At 41.9% G+C, this 17,212-nt stretch carries 15 protein-coding genes; 7 read left to right on the top strand and 8 right to left on the bottom strand.

Going from position 1 to position 17,212, the window contains the following annotated elements; all coding sequences use genetic code 11:
• Positions 1 to 11 precede the first annotated feature (11 nt).
• From KUL10_RS12130 to rpoS, 4 genes are read left to right on the top strand one after another with little or no spacing between them, the layout of a single operon-like run.
• Positions 12 to 653, top strand: a complete 642-nt coding sequence (locus KUL10_RS12130) for a protein-L-isoaspartate(D-aspartate) O-methyltransferase (RefSeq protein WP_110429195.1) — start codon at positions 12 to 14, stop codon at positions 651 to 653.
• The gene (locus KUL10_RS12125; RefSeq protein ID WP_110429194.1) at positions 650 to 1,228 is read left to right on the top strand and encodes a YqaA family protein; all 579 of its coding nucleotides are present in this window, start codon (positions 650 to 652) and stop codon (positions 1,226 to 1,228) included. The genes KUL10_RS12130 and KUL10_RS12125 overlap by 4 nt, the downstream gene beginning before the upstream one ends.
• A gap of 5 nt (positions 1,229 to 1,233) precedes the next feature.
• Complete coding sequence (locus tag KUL10_RS12120; RefSeq protein WP_110429193.1) at positions 1,234 to 2,067, top strand: peptidoglycan DD-metalloendopeptidase family protein; 834 nt, start codon at positions 1,234 to 1,236, stop codon at positions 2,065 to 2,067.
• 50 nt (positions 2,068 to 2,117) lie between these two features.
• Entirely contained in the window at positions 2,118 to 3,110 is a 993-nt protein-coding gene (gene rpoS, locus KUL10_RS12115) for an RNA polymerase sigma factor RpoS (protein WP_373415187.1), read from the top strand.
• 631 nt (positions 3,111 to 3,741) lie between these two features.
• Here the strand turns inward: rpoS and folA are convergent.
• The 4 genes from folA to rplU form a co-directional block, all read right to left on the bottom strand.
• Entirely contained in the window at positions 3,742 to 4,233 is a 492-nt protein-coding gene (gene folA / locus KUL10_RS12105) for a type 3 dihydrofolate reductase (RefSeq protein ID WP_110429190.1), read from the bottom strand.
• 45 nt (positions 4,234 to 4,278) lie between these two features.
• Positions 4,279 to 5,445 (bottom strand): Obg family GTPase CgtA, encoded by a 1,167-nt coding sequence (gene cgtA / locus KUL10_RS12100; protein WP_110429189.1) that lies wholly within the window; start codon positions 5,443 to 5,445, stop codon positions 4,279 to 4,281.
• A 264-nt stretch (positions 5,446 to 5,709) separates the two neighbouring features.
• Positions 5,710 to 5,967, bottom strand: coding sequence for a 50S ribosomal protein L27 (gene rpmA, locus KUL10_RS12095; RefSeq protein WP_110429188.1), 258 nt, complete (start codon positions 5,965 to 5,967; stop codon positions 5,710 to 5,712).
• A gap of 28 nt (positions 5,968 to 5,995) precedes the next feature.
• A complete protein-coding gene (gene rplU, locus KUL10_RS12090; protein WP_110429187.1) occupies positions 5,996 to 6,307 on the bottom strand; it encodes a 50S ribosomal protein L21 in 312 nt (103 codons plus the stop codon).
• 333 nt (positions 6,308 to 6,640) lie between these two features.
• Between rplU and ispB the strand changes: the two genes are divergently transcribed.
• The gene (gene ispB, locus KUL10_RS12085; protein WP_110429186.1) at positions 6,641 to 7,612 is read left to right on the top strand and encodes an octaprenyl diphosphate synthase; all 972 of its coding nucleotides are present in this window, start codon (positions 6,641 to 6,643) and stop codon (positions 7,610 to 7,612) included.
• Positions 7,613 to 7,661: 49 nt separating this feature from the next.
• Here ispB and KUL10_RS12080 read toward each other — a convergent pair whose 3' ends face one another.
• From KUL10_RS12080 to KUL10_RS12070, 3 genes are all read right to left on the bottom strand, one after another.
• Positions 7,662 to 8,663 carry a GGDEF domain-containing protein gene (locus KUL10_RS12080; RefSeq protein ID WP_110429185.1) on the bottom strand — a complete coding sequence of 334 codons (1,002 nt, stop codon included), beginning with the start codon at positions 8,661 to 8,663 and terminating at the stop codon, positions 7,662 to 7,664.
• Between the two features lie 184 nt (positions 8,664 to 8,847).
• Entirely contained in the window at positions 8,848 to 11,976 is a 3,129-nt protein-coding gene (locus tag KUL10_RS12075) for an efflux RND transporter permease subunit (protein ID WP_110429184.1), read from the bottom strand.
• A gap of 1 nt (position 11,977) precedes the next feature.
• Positions 11,978 to 13,249, bottom strand: a complete 1,272-nt coding sequence (locus KUL10_RS12070) for an efflux RND transporter periplasmic adaptor subunit (protein WP_110429183.1) — start codon at positions 13,247 to 13,249, stop codon at positions 11,978 to 11,980.
• A gap of 242 nt (positions 13,250 to 13,491) precedes the next feature.
• Here KUL10_RS12070 and KUL10_RS12065 point away from each other — a divergent pair, with 242 nt between their 5' ends.
• A complete protein-coding gene (locus KUL10_RS12065) occupies positions 13,492 to 14,418 on the top strand; it encodes a LysR family transcriptional regulator (RefSeq protein WP_110429182.1) in 927 nt (308 codons plus the stop codon).
• Positions 14,419 to 14,577: 159 nt separating this feature from the next.
• Positions 14,578 to 15,738 carry a serine hydrolase gene (locus KUL10_RS12060; RefSeq protein ID WP_110429181.1) on the top strand — a complete coding sequence of 387 codons (1,161 nt, stop codon included), beginning with the start codon at positions 14,578 to 14,580 and terminating at the stop codon, positions 15,736 to 15,738.
• 118 nt (positions 15,739 to 15,856) lie between these two features.
• On the opposite strand, the gene pepQ is transcribed toward KUL10_RS12060, so the two are convergent.
• The gene (gene pepQ, locus KUL10_RS12055) at positions 15,857 to 17,173 is read right to left on the bottom strand and encodes a Xaa-Pro dipeptidase (RefSeq protein ID WP_110429180.1); all 1,317 of its coding nucleotides are present in this window, start codon (positions 17,171 to 17,173) and stop codon (positions 15,857 to 15,859) included.
• Positions 17,174 to 17,212: the final 39 nt, after the last annotated feature.

The raw sequence follows: 17,212 nt of genomic DNA, 5'->3' as shown, positions 1-17,212 counted from the left end.
ATGGTACTGAAATGACTCGTCCATTTACCAAGAAAGGGACACAGTTAGCCGAACTTATTCACCGTGAGGGCGTTTCGGATACTCAAGTGCTTCAGATGATTGCTTCTATACCTCGTGAACACTTTCTTCCTGACGCGCTAAAACACAAAGCTTACCAAAATACAGCTTTACCTATCGGGCAGGGTCAAACTATTTCTCAACCATACATTGTCGCGCGTATGACCGAGTTGTTGCTACAAGCATCAATCTCGGTTCGTTCTGTGCTTGAAATAGGAACAGGGTCTGGGTACCAAACCGCAATATTAGCGGGTATTTTTGCGCAAGTATTTTCTGTAGAACGAATTAAAGCACTTCAATTCCAAGCTAAGCGACGCATGAACCAATTGGACTTTCACAACGTCTCAATGAAACATGGAGATGGATGGGAAGGATGGAAGAGTAAAGGAAATTATGATGCGATTATTGTCACTGCTGCTGCTGCTGAAGTACCTAGAGCTTTGCTTGAACAACTAAACAATGGTGGTAGATTGGTGATTCCAGTTGGAGATGCACAACAAAGCCTACTTATTATTGATCGAAAGGAAAACGAATTTATTGAGCAAACCGTAGAATCTGTGCGTTTTGTGCCCTTAGTTGCTGGAGCAATACTTTGAAAATTTTTACCACTTGCTATGAAATGTGTCTAAAGTGGGCACAACACAAACATGCTGAAAAATACTTAGGAGGGCTCAGCTTTTCTGAATCAGTAATTTTTCCGATTCCTCCAGATGTCATGCTCGCACCAATGGTTTTGAGTCAAACTGATAAAGCATGGCGCTTTGCAGCCATAACGACGATAGCGTCAGTGCTAGGTGGGATTTTAGGTTACGCGCTTGGTTGGTTTGCATTTGACACTATCATTGAGCCCATAGTGATAGAAATGGGTTATCAAGAGAAACTCGACTTAGCCACACAATGGTTCACACAATACGGTGTGTGGGTAGTATTCTTAGCAGGTTTTTCGCCTATTCCGTACAAAGTTTTTACTATCACAGCCGGTTTTATGCACATGGCATTAATCCCATTTATCATTGCTTCGGCAATTGGCCGAGGCATGCGCTTTTTCTTAGTAGCCGGCCTTGTCAAGTGGGGCGGACCGACGATTGAAGCCAAGCTTAAAGATTATATAGAAATTATTGGTTGGGCGACGGTCGCACTTGCAGTCATTGCATATCTAGTTTTAAGGTAAATGAAATGGGCGTGCGCAAAAAAACTGAACGCTGTTTAATATTGCTATTCGGTCTTTTTCTAAACGCCTGCGCAAATTACCATACGCCAGCACCTGTTTTAACCTTAGATACAAGCACCCCAGCCCAGAAAGCTAGCTTTGAAATCAGTTCTGATACTTATCAAGTTGAAATTGGCGATACCCTTTTTTCAATTGCTTTTTACAGCGGCAATGATTATCGCGAATTAGCCAGGATCAACCAAATCAATGCACCCTATTCAATTTTTCCGGGACAAATGCTCCGTTTAAGTGAAAATAGTTCAAATAATAAGCAGATAGAAAACAAGGTATTAAGTCAAAAGTCTAGTACAACTACCAAAGTAGCAGTTGACCCAGATAATGCGCAGGCGTATGGTGAGGGTGAGGAAAAAATACATCGAAAAAAATCTATAAAAAAAGCCGATAGTTCGAAGATTACTGATTATACTTATAGTTGGATCTGGCCAGCATCAGGGAAAGTAACTACCACAGTAGTCGGCAGCGACGGGACTATCAGAGGAATAGACATAAAAGGTGAAGCTAACTCACCTATTATCGCTGCAACTGACGGGAAGGTTGTATACGCTGGTAACGCATTAAAAGGATATGGAAATCTAGTCATCATCAAGCACGAAGATGACTATCTTAGCGCCTATGCGCACAATGAGAAGATTTTGGTCGATGAACAAACATACGTTAAACAAGGACAGAAGATTGCAACGATGGGCCGGTCGGGCACCAACGAAACGCGTTTGCACTTTGAAATCAGGAAAAAGGGTAAATCTTTGGACCCTACTCAGTTTCTACCTAAGCAAAGATAAAAATAAAGATAAGACTAACTCTTTGGTTCCCTTGTACAGAGTCTCGAGAGCTGGCCAATTTAACGGCAAGGCAATACGAGGCAATTATGTCACATAAATCAAACTCAAAAGACTTTGAAAAAGAATCACTTCTAGAAGACGTTGAAAGCTCTGAATGCGAAGAAACAAAAACGAATCCAAGTGAAGAACTCACCCCCAAACAACTTGATGCAACACAAATCTATTTAGGCGAAATAGGTTACTCTCCCCTTTTAACCGCAGAAGAAGAAGTAAAATTTTCTAGAGCATCTCTAAAGGGCGATATGGCGGCTCGTGAGCGCATGATCGTAAGCAATCTAAGACTCGTTGTAAAAATTGCCAGACGCTATAACAACCGAGGTTTAGCATTGCTTGATCTTATCGAAGAAGGCAACTTGGGTTTGATTAGAGCAGTTGAAAAGTTTGATCCAGAAAGAGGCTTTAGGTTTTCAACATATGCGACCTGGTGGATTAGACAAACCATAGAGCGGGCGCTAATGAATCAAACGCGCACTATTCGTTTGCCTATCCATATTGTCAAAGAGCTTAACTTATATCTACGAACTGCTCGACAGTTAGCACAAGAATTAGATCACGAACCCTCACCGGAGGAAATTGCGGAAGCGACGGGTGAGCCGGTGGCAAGTGTTCGGAAAATGCTCAAACTCAATGAAAGGATAAGCTCGGTTGACACGCCCATTGGTGGCGATGCAGAAAACAAAGCACTACTCGACTTGATTGCTGACGAAAACGATACCGGCCCTGAAAATAGACTACAAACCGACGATATGCAAAAGAACATCGTTCGCTGGTTAGAAGCGCTTAACCCCAAGCAGAGAGAGGTCTTATCTAGGCGCTTTGGCCTGTTGGGTCACGAACCTGCGACACTTGAAGATGTTGGTGCCGAGATCGGTTTAACCAGAGAGCGTGTCCGTCAAATCCAAGTAGAAGCGCTAAATAGGCTGAAAGAAGTCTTGCGTTTACAAGGTCTCAGTATAGAGTCGATATTCAATCACGAAGAGTAAACATTGGATTGTTGAAATGCGCTGTTTGTTGTCATTAATGTTTGCAACAGTAGAAGTATAAATACAACCCAATAAAGTTATGAAAGCAATCTTACGCTTAAGTCTATCTGCAATAATCGCTTTTTGCTTCTACGCAAGCTGGGCGTATTATGCTAATAGCCTAGTCACATCGCAGCAAAATTTGCTGATAAAAGCGGCGTTAGTACAGGGCCTATATAGTGGAGGGATAACCCTATTTTTCACGGTATTAATCGAGTTTTTTAGTACAAAGCTAAGTAATAAGGCATTTTGTTTACCTTTCGTGATCCCTACTTTATTTAAAATCTCTTTATTCAGTGACAGGTGCGCTACAACACAAACGTTTGCAGAAAACCTAAGCTATTTGGAAAAGAAATGCGCTGGCTTCTGCCTACCTGGCATGCTCGTAACACCGCTACCAGCTTTATTATTACAGTCGATTTTAGTAGTAAGTATTAATGTGTTATTTGAAACACCCAACTTATGGCTGACCGTATTACCATCAATATTATTTAGTGGAATATATGGGTATATCTATAGCATTGGCCTAACGAAAAAGAAACAAGCGACTAATACTGAAGTATAAACCAACAGCTTACTTTAAATACATGCTCTAAAGTGCCCGATCGAAAGTGACGAACTCATAGTTGTATGGATTTTTTTCATCTGCCAAATACTCAGTCCTTTCAACTTCGCGCCACTTAGATGCTTGTTCAAAATCTGGGAAATAAGTATCGCCGTCTACGTCCAAGTCAATAAAAGTTAAATAAAGTCGATTAGCACTTGCTAGGCAGGTTTGGTATATCGTACCGCCACCAATAATCATCACTTCATCAACATCACCTGCGGCAACAATTGCATCTTCAACCGAAGTCACTGTCACAGCCCCATCAAAAACAGCATCAGCATTTGAAGTGATCACTACATTGACGCGTCCAGGTAAAGCTCTGCCAATAGACTCGTAGGTCTTACGCCCCATGATAATAGGCTTACCCATAGTAACGGACTTAAAGTGTTTTAAATCTGCAGGCAGATGCCAAGGCATATCGTTTTTAGCACCAATCACTCGATTTTTAGCCATTGCTGCAATCATAGAAATCTTCATTTCAACTTAATCCGTTAATTGATAGGTGAACTAAAACGCTAACACTTACTTTTTGTAGATGACTTCAACATCATAATCATCTTCATCCCAATCATCGTCATCTAGGTCATCGTCATGCTGATGTTTAGAAATCGTCTCTTCATGATACTTATCTGTGTCCCACACAAATTCTTGCTCATCATTGTTAAACACTTCTTCTTCTGGTGGAAGTGCTTCAATAAAGTCCATGACGTCTCGGCATAACTCTTTTGTACCCAGCTTTTGAAAGGCTGAAATTTGATAAAAGTCTTCTTCCCAACCCATTGCGTCAGCTATTTTTTCGCACAATTCATCGGCTTCTTCTTCAAGTAGCAGATCAATTTTATTAAACACCAACCATCTTGGTTTAGCGGCGAGTTTAGGGCTATATTTTTCTAGCTCATTGATGATTGTTAATGCGTTTTCAACAGGATCAGACTCGTCTGCCGGCATTAAATCAATCATGTGAAGCAAAATACGGCAACGTTCAAGGTGCTTCAAAAACTGAATGCCTAGACCCGCGCCATCAGAAGCTCCCTCAATGAGCCCCGGTATATCGGCGATAACAAAACTCGACTGAGACTCCATTCTTACCACACCAAGGTTGGGTACCAATGTCGTAAATGGGTAATCTGCCACTTTCGGTTTTGCTGCTGACACGCTGCGTATAAAGGTTGATTTACCTGCATTGGGCAAGCCAAGTAGCCCCACATCAGCAAGTAGCATAAGCTCTAAACTGATATTTCGTATTTCGCCTGGTGTGCCATCGGTTTTGATTCTAGGTGCGCGGTTAGTACTGCTTTTAAATCGCGCGTTACCTAGACCGTGATAGCCACCTTGCGCAACTTTTAACTTCTGACCATGCTGTGTCAGATCACCAAGGGTTTCCCCCGTGTCTTTATCGATTGCGCGTGTACCTACTGGAACAGGAAGTACTAAGTCGGCACCTTTTTTACCCGTACAGTCAGAACCCTGACCGTTTTTGCCACGCTCAGCTCGGTGAAAGCGTTCAAAACGATAGTCGATCAGCGTGTTTAGATTTTCGTCTGCCTGCAAAAATACGCTGCCGCCATCACCGCCGTCGCCACCATCAGGGCCACCTTTAGGGATGTACTTTTCACGTCTAAACCCAATGACACCATTACCACCGTCACCAGCTTCAGCGCGTATTTCTGCTTCATCAACAAATTTCATTTTTTATCTCTAAACTTTCAGTGCGAATGCAATTCACAGATGAGTAATATTTACTTCAACTGCGTCATTCAAAATAACGAGAATAGTGAGTATAGCAAGTTTTAAATCTGTCCGTAAATTGAACAGACAAACCAAACTTATCGAGACCTCATTACATCTCAGCCAATCGACAATTAGAAAAGCATCGAAGGATGCAAGACATTTATCTACGGGCAAAAAAAACCCCGCTAAAAGCGGGGCTTTCGAATTTCTTGTAAACCCAAATTACTCAGCGACGATGCTTACGTATTTACGGTTTTTTGGACCTTTAACTTCAAATTGAACTTTACCATCAGCAAGTGCAAATAAAGTGTGGTCACGGCCAATACCCATGTTGTCACCCGCGTGGAATTTAGTACCACGTTGACGAACGATGATGCTGCCCGCTGTTACGTCTTGGCCGCCATAGCGCTTAACGCCAAGGCGTTTGCTTTCTGAATCGCGACCGTTTTTGGTACTACCACCAGCCTTTTTATGTGCCATGTGTTCGTCTCCTAATCTGTATTAACTATTAAGCGTTAATGCCAGTGATTTTCACTTCTGTGAACCACTGTCTGTGACCCATCTGCTTGCGTGAATGCTTGCGACGACGGAACTTAACTACTTTGATTTTTTCACCACGGCCATGAGTCACTACTTCTGCAGTCACTTTGCCACCAGATACATAAGGTGTGCCGATTTTAACGTCGTCACCATTGCTAACCATCAAGATGTTATCGAATTCAACGGTCTCGCCCGGTGCTAATTCGATTTTTTCTAGACGAACGGTTTGGCCTTCAGCCACACGGTGTTGTTTGCCACCACTTTGGAAAACCGCGTACATATATTTCTCCGCTCTGCGCTCTTAGCGCTTTAATTCAAAAAACAGGGCGCGAATTGTACGTTAAGCCCCGACAGTGATCAAGGCTTAACTGAATTTTATTTATACAAATACGCTTTTATTTTAAGTTTACGGGATAAATCCCTAAAAGTAGCGGTCTAGTCCTTTAAGGTTTGTACAAAACAATTGCCTTTAATGTACAATATTTGGAAAAAAATCACTATAAAACAGCGTAATATTTCAATTTAAAGGCTCATAAATGCGATTAAGGTCGCTGGATATGCACCATCTAGCAAATGGGAAATTGGGATATTAATAATTCAAACGGCAGGGTAAATGCAGTTAGATCACATACAAACACTTTCTGAAACTGACATGCAATCGGTCAACAAACTGATTCAGGCTCAAGTCAATTCGGACGTCGCGTTAATTAATCAATTGGGCTTTTATATCGTTAATAGCGGTGGAAAAAGACTAAGACCTCTTCTAACTGTACTAAGTGCTCGCGCTCTGGGTATTGAGACCACTGAGCATCACACCTTAGCGGCAATCATAGAGTTTATTCATACCGCTACTTTACTTCATGATGACGTAGTAGATGAGTCAACCATGCGTCGCGGCAAAGAAACTGCAAACGCCGTTTTTGGCAATCAAGCAAGTGTTCTCGTTGGAGATTTTTTATATTCTCGAGCCTTTCAAATGATGGTTGATCTCAAGCGAATGCGTGTGATGGACATACTGTCCGACGCAACCAACCGAATTGCACAAGGTGAAGTGTTACAATTAATGAACTGTAACGATCCAAACACCACTGAAGAAAGCTATTTAGAGGTGATATACAGCAAAACAGCCAGATTGTTTGAAGCTGCGACTCAACTCGCCGCAGTGCTAACAGAGCAGACGCCAGAAGTTGAAGAAAAAATGCAAGCTTATGGAAAACATCTAGGCACAGCATTTCAACTCATTGATGATGTGTTGGACTACACTGCACAGGCCGATGAAATGGGCAAAAATGCTGGCGATGATTTAGCTGAGGGTAAACCAACGCTGCCTTTGCTTCACGCAATGTGGAACGCCGACGAAGAGCACGCACAACTGATAAAATCGTCAATTGAAAATGCAAATGGAATGGAGCATTTCGACACAATACTCGCAGTGATGAAATCCACCAAGTCAATTGAATACACCAAAGAACTGGCGGTAGCGGAATCAAACAAGGCTAAAGAAGCTGCAATGGTGCTACCGGATAGCCCATACAAAGAGGCACTGCTTGGCTTAGCGGAAATTGCGGTCAATCGCAGCAGTTAAAAACACTAAACAGCAAGGATGCTGTTGTACCTCGTTGTAAAACCTTAGTTCAAACAGCCACTTCTTGAATAGAACTGACTACTTTATTTTTCCCTGCTTCTTTAGCTTTAAACAATCGCTGATCACAATCGGAAAGCCAGTCCTTCCATTGACTGTGATTAGTTAGTTCACTCACACCAACGCTAATCGTTACTTGTTGTTCTCTTATTATCTCTGTGTTTGAAATAGTTTCTCGCAAACGCTCTGCAACCATCACGCTGCTTGCTCGATTGCTATCTCGTAAAAGTACCAAGAACTCCTCGCCTCCTAGCCTGAACAAGGCATCGGTTTTACGGAAATTCTCTTTCATCAGACTCGAAAGGCATTTTAATACTTCGTCCCCTACTAGGTGCCCAAACGTGTCGTTAATCCTTTTAAAGTTATCAATATCAATCATAAGCAAGGTCATTGACTTATTTTCTCGCTTGCTCAAGTTAATTGCATTTTCCAATGTTAAATCTAAAACGGTTCGGTTATACAAGCCTGTGAGTGAATCAGTAATCGACATCTCTGTCAGTGTATGATGTTGATTTTGAATTTCATTCACACAGATGTACAAAAACAAGCTAATACCCACCAAGCCTGGGTAAAATCTAACAAACACTTCAAATGGCAATACGAAATAACCAAGCGGAAAAATCATGATTAGGTACAAAATATTGGTTGCTCTTGCCATTCTTAATTGCAAAGTAAAGTAAAAACCAAACACGCTTAAAAATGGCCAATATGATGCGGTTACTCCCAATTCAAAAAGCGCTAACGATGAGCCTATAAACATCATGGGTATACTTGAGATAAACCCGATAACAGTATTGTATTTTGCGTGGTAGCATTGATAAGCACTGAAAAACTGAATACAAGCAAATACTGCAGCAAGCGCAGCGATGGGTAAATTTTGATGATAAAGGTTGATGAAAAAGAAAGGTGCAACCGTAAGACCTGAAAGCAAAGTCATCATTAACGTAGACTTTACTATGAACTTTGGGGCTTCATCCTGATGACCATTAATCATGTCATTACCTTTTATTGATATTCTTCAATTGCGCCAAGACTCTACAACTTAAGTACTGTATCTGCAAGTAAAGCAATAGCATTAGCGCCGCTCCTTTTGGTGAGTAAACGGCACAAAAAAAGCCCTCAAACTTGAGGGCTTTTAATCCGAAAACACACGAGACAGCTTAGTTCTACACTTGTTTTTAGCGAAGCGTCTCTTTACTCATCCATTTATAGAAAAGAGGGGTCAATAACAAACCAAAAATTGTGACGCCAATCATCCCCGAAAACACGGCGACTCCCATCGCTTGGCGCATTTCAGCCCCGGCTCCAGTAGACAGCACTAGTGGCAGTACGCCCATAATAAATGCAATAGAAGTCATGAGTATTGGGCGCAACCTCAAACTAGAGGCATTGATAATAGCATTGTGTAAGCTCTCTCCTTTTGATTGTAACTCTTTTGCAAACTCGACAATCAAAATTGCGTTCTTCGTTGCCAAGCCCACCAGCACGATTAAGCCAATCTGCGTGAATATATTATTATCTCCCCCGTAAATAATCACACCGGTGATTGCTGACAATAAGGTCATCGGCACAATCAAAATGATTGCAAGGGGCAAGGTTAAGCTTTCGTATTGAGCGGCTAACACCAAAAACACTAGCAATACGATAAGTGGTAATACTAATATCGCTGTATTCCCAGCTAGCTCTTGTTGATAAGCCAAATCAGTCCACTCGTAATCAATACCTAATGGCAGTGTTTCATCAAGAATTTGCTTCATGGCAGCTTGCGCATCACCCGAACTAAAGCCTGGTGCAGGCCCTGCATTAATGTCTGCCGTGGTATAGCCATTGTAATGCATTACTCTGTCCGGCCCTGCCACGTTTGATACTTTAATAAAGCTACCAAGTGGTACCATCTCACCTAAGGCATTTCTGACTTTAAGTTGTTCAATGTCCGATGGCTCTTGCCTAAACGATTGCTCCGCCTGAAGATTAACTTGATAAGTTCGGCCAAACTGATTGAAATCGTTAACATAAAGCGATCCCAAGTAAATCTGCATCGTCCTAAAAATATCATTGATTGCAACGCCTTGAACCTTTGCTTTGTCGCGATCAATATCCACTTGAATCTGCGGAACGCTCACTTGATAGCTGCTAAATACACCTGCTAATTCTGGTGTTTGCCAAGCTTTGAACAAGACTTGTTGAGTCACGTTGAAGAGCTCGTCATAGCCAAGGTTAGCCTTGTCCAATAGTTGTAATTTAAACCCGCCAATGGTGCCTAAACCTTGTACAGGCGGTGGCGGAAAGATCGCGATAAACGCTTCTTGAATACTGCCAAATTGAGCCCCTAATTCGGCTGCGATTGCATTAGCACTTAAGTTGTCGCTTTGACGTTCGTCAAAGTCTTTTAGTGTGACAAATACAATGCCTGCATTGGTGCTATTGGTAAACCCGTTGATACTCAAGCCAGGAAAAGCAACTGTCGACTCAACACCCGGATGCTGAAGAGCTATCTCTGACATTTGATGAATGACGTCTTCACTTCTGTCTAAAGATGCGGCATCAGGTAATTGCGCAAACGACACCAAATATTGTTTATCTTGGCTTGGCACATATCCGGTGGGTGTTTGGTTAAATTGAATTCCCGTCGCACCAATCAATATCACGTAGCCCAAGCCAACAATTGCACCTGATCTTAAAATCCGTTTTACAGTCAGACTGTACTTACTTTCAGCCCATGCAAACATACGGTTAAATGGGTTGAATACGGCTTTTCCTAGTAATTTATCGATACCACGACTCAAGGCATCTTTAGGCGCATCTTTGCTTTTCAGTAATAAAGCCGACAAGGCAGGACTAAGCGTCAATGAGTTAAACATAGATATGACAGTTGATATAGTGATAGTAAGCGCAAACTGCTTATAAAACTGCCCAGTAAGACCTGACATAAATGCAGTCGGAATAAATACTGCAGCCAACACCAAGGTGGTTGCAAAGATAGGGCCAGTAACTTCTTTCATCGCTTTTTCAGTTGCTTTAACCGGTGAAAGTCCATTTTCGATATTACGCTCTACGTTTTCAACCACGACAATCGCATCATCGACCACAATACCGATAGCTAATACCAAACCAAACAGTGATAAGGCATTTAGTGAAAAACCAAGCAAGTGCATTACCGCAAACGTCCCCACCAATGAAACAGGCACTGCAACTAGCGGAATAATCGATGCACGCCAAGTTTGTAGGAACAAGATCACCACTAGCACAACCAACAGAACGGCTTCGAACAAGGTTTTAACAACCGCTTCTATTGAGCCTCGTACAAATACTGTAGGGTCATAAACAATTTGATAATCCACACCTTGAGGGAATATCTCTTTTAACTCTTCCATTTTCGCGCGAACATCATCAGAGATTTGAATCGCGTTAGAACCCGATGCTTGGAATATCGGCAAAGCAACAGCAGGTTTGTTGTCTAGCAAAGAACGTAAGGCATAAAAATCAGCACCTAGCTCAACACGGGCGACATCACCTAATCGCACAATCTGCCCTGTCTCGCCTACTTTAATGATGATGTTTTCAAACTCTTCTTTTGACTCTAAACGCCCTTGTACATTGATAAGTAATTGAAAGTCATTTTCACCATTAGGCTGAGCGCCTAAACTACCTGCAGCTGCTTGTTGATTTTGCTCTTGAATGGCATTGGCAACATCCATAGCGGTCATATCTAAATTAGCGATTTTGTTTGGATCTAACCAAATACGCATGCTGTATTCGCCTGCACCAAACAACTGCACATCACCCACACCTTCAATCCCTGCTAGTTCGTTCTTTACGTTAATATGCGCAAAGTTTGATAGATAAAGATTGTCGTAGCGGTTATCAGGCGATAACAAATGCACCACCATTGTGAGATCGGGTGAAGATTTTTTGGTTGTTACACCGAGTCTTTGGGCCTCTTGAGGAATTCTAGGTAGTGCTCTGTCTACACGAGATTTAACGTGAGCTTGAGCCAAATCGACATCAGTACCAATGGCAAAGGTCGCAGTCAGTGTTAAGCGGCCATCAGCGGTAGCTTGCGAAGACATGTAAAGCATGTTTTCAGTGCCTTGAAGCTCTTGCTCCAAAGGTGTCGCTATCGTCTCAGCGATTGTCTTTGGGTTTGCACCTGGATAAGCAGCACTCACTACAATGGTCGGAGGCACGACTTCTGGATATTCTGTAATTGGCAGTTTAAACACCGCCAATGCACCTGCAATAAACACAATGATCGACAAGACCGCTGCAAATATTGGACGATGGATGAAAAACTGTGAAAAGTTCATATTAGGCTCCAACAGTCGCAGAGGTCAGTGCGACAGTGGCTTGCTGTTCAGAGTTTTGCTTAAGTTCTTTTGCAATTCGCAGCTTAGTCCTTAAGGCTTTAATTTGTTGCTGAGAAGCGTTGAGCTCTTGCATGTTTAAATCACTTGTCATCGCAACTAATTGCGGATTAACAAAGGCACCCGGTCTTACTCTTTGAAGACCATTGATGACGATTTGCTCATCACCTTCTAGGCCTTGTTCTATGACACGTAAGCCATTTACTTTCGCACCCAATGTCACTGCACGATATTCAACTTGGTTATCGGCATTGAGCACAAGTACATATTTGTTGCTTAGGTCTGTCGCGATAGCTTTGTCGTCAATTAAAACTCGCTGTGTCTCAGTGCTTTCAAACACTCGCAGTCTTGTAAATAATCCAGGTACCAGCGTATTGTCAGTATTCTCAATTAGGGCTCGTGCTCTAATTGTCCCTGTGCTCACGTCAATTTGGTTGTCAATAAAATCAATTTCACCTTCAACTGTAAACGCACTTGAATTAGACAGGCTAAGTAAAACAGGTAAGCTGCCAGCACGATTTTTCGCACCCGCATATTCTAAGTATGTCTCTTGGTTTGCATCAAAATAGGCATGCAGTTTGTCATTTGAAACGAGTGTCGTTAATACCGAATCACCCGCGTTAACAAAGTTGCCTTTGGTGATGAAAGCATTTGATACAGTACCCGTAATCGGTGCAGTGATCTGCGTGTAGTCAAGCTGTAACTCTGCTTGCAGAAGCGCTGCCGTTACAGCATTGATGCGAGCAGACGCTTGTTGCAAGTTAGCCGCACGAGCATCAAGTTGCTCACTTGAAATCGCTTTTTGTTTTATTAGACTGTTTGCTCTAGCAAGCTCTTTTTTGGCAAGTGCTTCTTGGCTTTGAGCAATCTCTAACTCTGCTTGCAATCGATTTACCTCAGCTAAAAACGGAGCCGCATCTATCGAAAACAATAAATCACCTGCTTGCACAACAGAACCTTCTGCAAAATGCACCTCTTGAAGATAACCTGAAACACGAGGACGTAACTGTATACGCTCAGGTGCAACCGTCGTACCTGTAAACTCATGCCAGCCTGCAACTTGAGTGCTAATGACTTGTGCTACCTCAACGCTTGGCGCATTTTGTCCTGCGGTAGGTGCTGCTTCACTATTATCATCTGAGCACGCTGCTAGTGCAGATAGCGCAAGTGCTGCAGCGATATATTTAAAACTCATTTTGATGTTTGAAAGTGTCATGTTGATTCCTCAATCAATATTTGATGAGAGGATAATAGTGACTTCAAAAGAATAAATATAATTATATATATGTATATGATACATTTGATTTCATGATGTATTAATAAGTATCGAGGTTTTGTAACTTAGATGTTTTTTAGCTTGACCTTGCACTTACAAAATTAACATTTTCAGCCATATTCATGCTGAAATAGATCCCTCAAAAACCAAGCAAATCAGAAAGATAAAAAAGCGAGAAGAAAATGAGACCACAAGAGTTAAACCTACTTATCATTTTTGATGCAATTATGACGGAAGGCAGTATCAGCAGAGCTGCGGATCGATTAGCAATGACACAACCTGCGGTATCAAATGCAGTCAGCAGAATGCGCGTTGCTTGGAAAGATGAGTTGTTTGTTAAGCATGGCCGAAATATTAAACCGACCTTAAAAGCCGACAACATGTGGCAGCAAATTAAAGCACCTATCAATGAGCTAAGTGGTGTCATTGCACCAAAAGACTTTGAACCTGCAACGGCTAATCGAACGTTTAGAATTTCGGCTGCCGATATCGTGGTACAAATGATGATGCTGCCTCTTCGCAAACTGATTGAAGAAGAAGCGCCTGATATCAACATCCATATGGTGCCCTACACCATCATTAATACCAGTGAAGTGCTTGATGATGCGACTGTCGATCTTGTTATAGGCGCATCAAATACAGTGCCAGGTACCATTCGAGCAGAGCATCTATTTCACCCAGAGTATGTGTGTGTAATGCGGCCCGGTCATCCCTTATCAAAAGGTAAATTAACGATTGAAAAATTCGCACAAGCGCAACACCTTTTGGTTTCACTATCGGGCGATACTGTAGGCGTTACCGATGAATATCTTGCCTCTCAAGGTCTATCAAGACGCATAGCGATGACCGTCAATCAGTTTAGCATGATGCCCGATTTACTTGTGAACAGTGATTTGATTGCTATTGCTCCTCTAGGCCCCGTTGCTTGCCACATCCATAAAGGAGAACTTATCAGCGTGCCCTACCCATTTGAGATTCCCGCAGGTTCGGCGAGTTTGTTTTGGCATACCCGTCAAGATAAAGATCAGGGTTTAATTTGGTTGCGTAAACATGTCAAAGAGATTGTTATCAAAGCAGAAAGTGAGTATCGGGATTTTTGTAATTGTTAGGTTTTACTAATGAAGGTAAATGTGAGGTGAGACCCACGCAGTATTTACATTAAAAGCATTACAAATTTGAAGTTAAAAATTCACTCCTAGTTCACCACTTAGTCCTTAACTTATGACTTGAGCGATTAATTCTCCCATTCAAAATTTAAGGAAACATTTATGTTTATTAACAAACCATTTAAGCCTTTATTACTGGTTTCAGCCATGATAATTGGCCTTAGCGCCTGCAACGACAACGATGATAAAGACTTGGTAGTACCTACCCCACCTCCTCAACAAATCGTCGATTACCAGCAAGTTATCGATGAGGCAGTTGATGGAGATCTACCTGGCGTTATCTTAGCGATTGAATCACCTGAAATCAGTTTTGTTGGTAGTGCAGGTGTATCAAATTTAACGACATTAACACCTATGCAAATTGACGATGTTATGCCCACAGGAAGTTCGGGTAAAAAAGCGACAGCTTTGCTTGCTGCAATGTTACATAGAGATGGTTTGCTAAACATAGACGATACAATTGACACATGGTTGCCAGAGGAAATAATAGCTCAAATAGAAAACAGCGAAACTATTACGCTTCGTCAACTACTAAACCATACCGCTGGCGTATACGATTATCTTGATCCTGCAAGTTCTGCACAATGGTATGAGGCATTGATCAGTGACCCTGAATCACTAAAAACGGATAGTTTTGCACTCGACTTCGCATTAAATAAGCCAGCTTATTTCGAACCTGGTGAAGGTTTTCATTATTCAAATACCCACTATCTATTGGCAGGTCTAATTATGGATTCAGTTCTTGGAGAGCATCACTCCGTGGCTATGCGGAATAGGATTTTTATACCCTTGGGCTTGAATCACACTTATTACAATGGCCTTGAAAAAGAGCTTGGTTCGACTATTTCAGGTTATGTTATTTTTGATGAGGACTTAGAAGACTCAAAGGTAATCTATGAAAACGTAGGTGTCGCTGACGCCCCACTTGTCTCTTCAGTGCAAGATATGAATCTACTATTAAATGCGATATTAACTGACGACTCAGTCATTGGTGATGACGTTAGAGAAATATTGATAGGAGAAGACTCAATGGTCGAAATTAACGCAAATGATTCATATGGTTTGGGTTTATTTAAAGAGATGGGAAATGGAAGAACTGCCTATCATCACGGAGGTGATGAACCCGGCTACAAAACTGAAAACTACTATCTTGTGAACGAGGAAACCACTATTTCAATGTTCGTCAACTGCAATGGTTATGAAGCGTGTATTAATCAAAGTCAGCAATTGATGCAGTCAATCGTGGTCTCACTACTTAAATGATATGCGCCTAGTGTAAAAACCTAGATATAAACCATTGTCATCAGGTTATAGGATAACGAAACAGAGTTGGTTGCTTGAGAGCCAACTCTGCTGCCTAAGGACTCACTCACGGCCCTTGTTAGATTCCGGCATCCCGCGACATATTCTCATTCCGCTCACGATGCACAATGACATTGTCTTCAATACGCACGCCACCAAACGGTCTAAAATGTTCAACCATATTCCAGTTTATGTATTTTGAATTTTCGCTTGTCTTTAATTTGGCTAACAAACTATCAATGAAATAGCAGCCTGGCTCGATCGTAAATACCTGCCTAGCCTCTACCGTGCGTGTGCAACGCAAAAATGGGTGCTCAGATGGCGCTGGGTTGGGGGTGCCTCTATCGTTTGCAAAATGCCCCCCGACATCATGTACTTGGAGGCCCAAAAAGTGGCCAATTCCATGAGGGAAAAAGGTACTAACAATACCCTTTTCAACGCAATCTTGCGGCATTAAATTCACGATCTCGAAGTCCGTTAAAATCTTAGCAACACCCTCATACGCTTGTCGATGAATATCGGTATAGACAACACCTGGCTTTAGTTGCATCGATAAATCTAAGGTCAAAGTGTCAACTGCTTTTATAAGGGCTTGAAAATCGTGTTTTATAGCACAATAAGTGCGTGTAATGTCTGCAGCATATCCGTGGTAACCCGCACCAGCATCAATTAAAAAACTTCGATGCTCGTCTGGTGTTGTAGTATCGGTAATCATGTAATGAAGAATCGATGTGTGTTCATTCAAGGCAATGATGTTGGTATACGGGACATCATTATCACCTTGCTTCGCTTCAAGCAAATAAGCAGCATTAATTTCAAATTCACTTTTGCCTTGCATAAATGCATTTGCTGCTGCGCGATGTGCTTTAGCCGCAATTTTATTGGCTCCGCGCATACAGTCTAATTCATAGTCTGTCTTATAGGCACGCTCCCAATGAAGATAATTGAGCACCCTATCTGGGTTGACTAATTCAAAGCCTAACGCACTCGCAACCTCTAGGTATTCGCCAATATAAGCAAATTTTGCCTTGTCGTACGGTAAATGCTTCTCAACAGCGTTAGCCTGTTTTAAATAAACGATATCAAAGTGTTCGACCCAAAACCCCGTTTGTTCAGGTGGCACTTTATGCCAAAAATCTTCCGGCCGGTAAAAGATAAGTTTAGGCGTATTGACTCCGTCAACCACAAGCCAAGAGTTTGGATTATCTATTACCGGTAACCATGCTTTAAAGTGTGGGTTAACTTTAAATGGATAATCATTATCATCTAGGAACAAACGTTTAGCTTGTCCAGAGTGAATTACCAAACCGTCGATTGCTTCTCGTAGAAGGGCCTCTTGGGTGCGAGCTTGTAGTGTTTGAATGTGTTGAGCGAAATTTGAAGCATGGTCTGTCATTAAGCAATCCTATTTCTTTGTACCTAACACCATCAGTTT

The organism is Glaciecola sp. KUL10, assembly GCF_003203515.1.
Classification (GTDB): domain Bacteria; phylum Pseudomonadota; class Gammaproteobacteria; order Enterobacterales; family Alteromonadaceae; genus Glaciecola.
The sequence above is the reverse complement of the archived record's forward strand: the minus strand, read 5'-3'. Positions and strand labels throughout refer to the sequence as shown.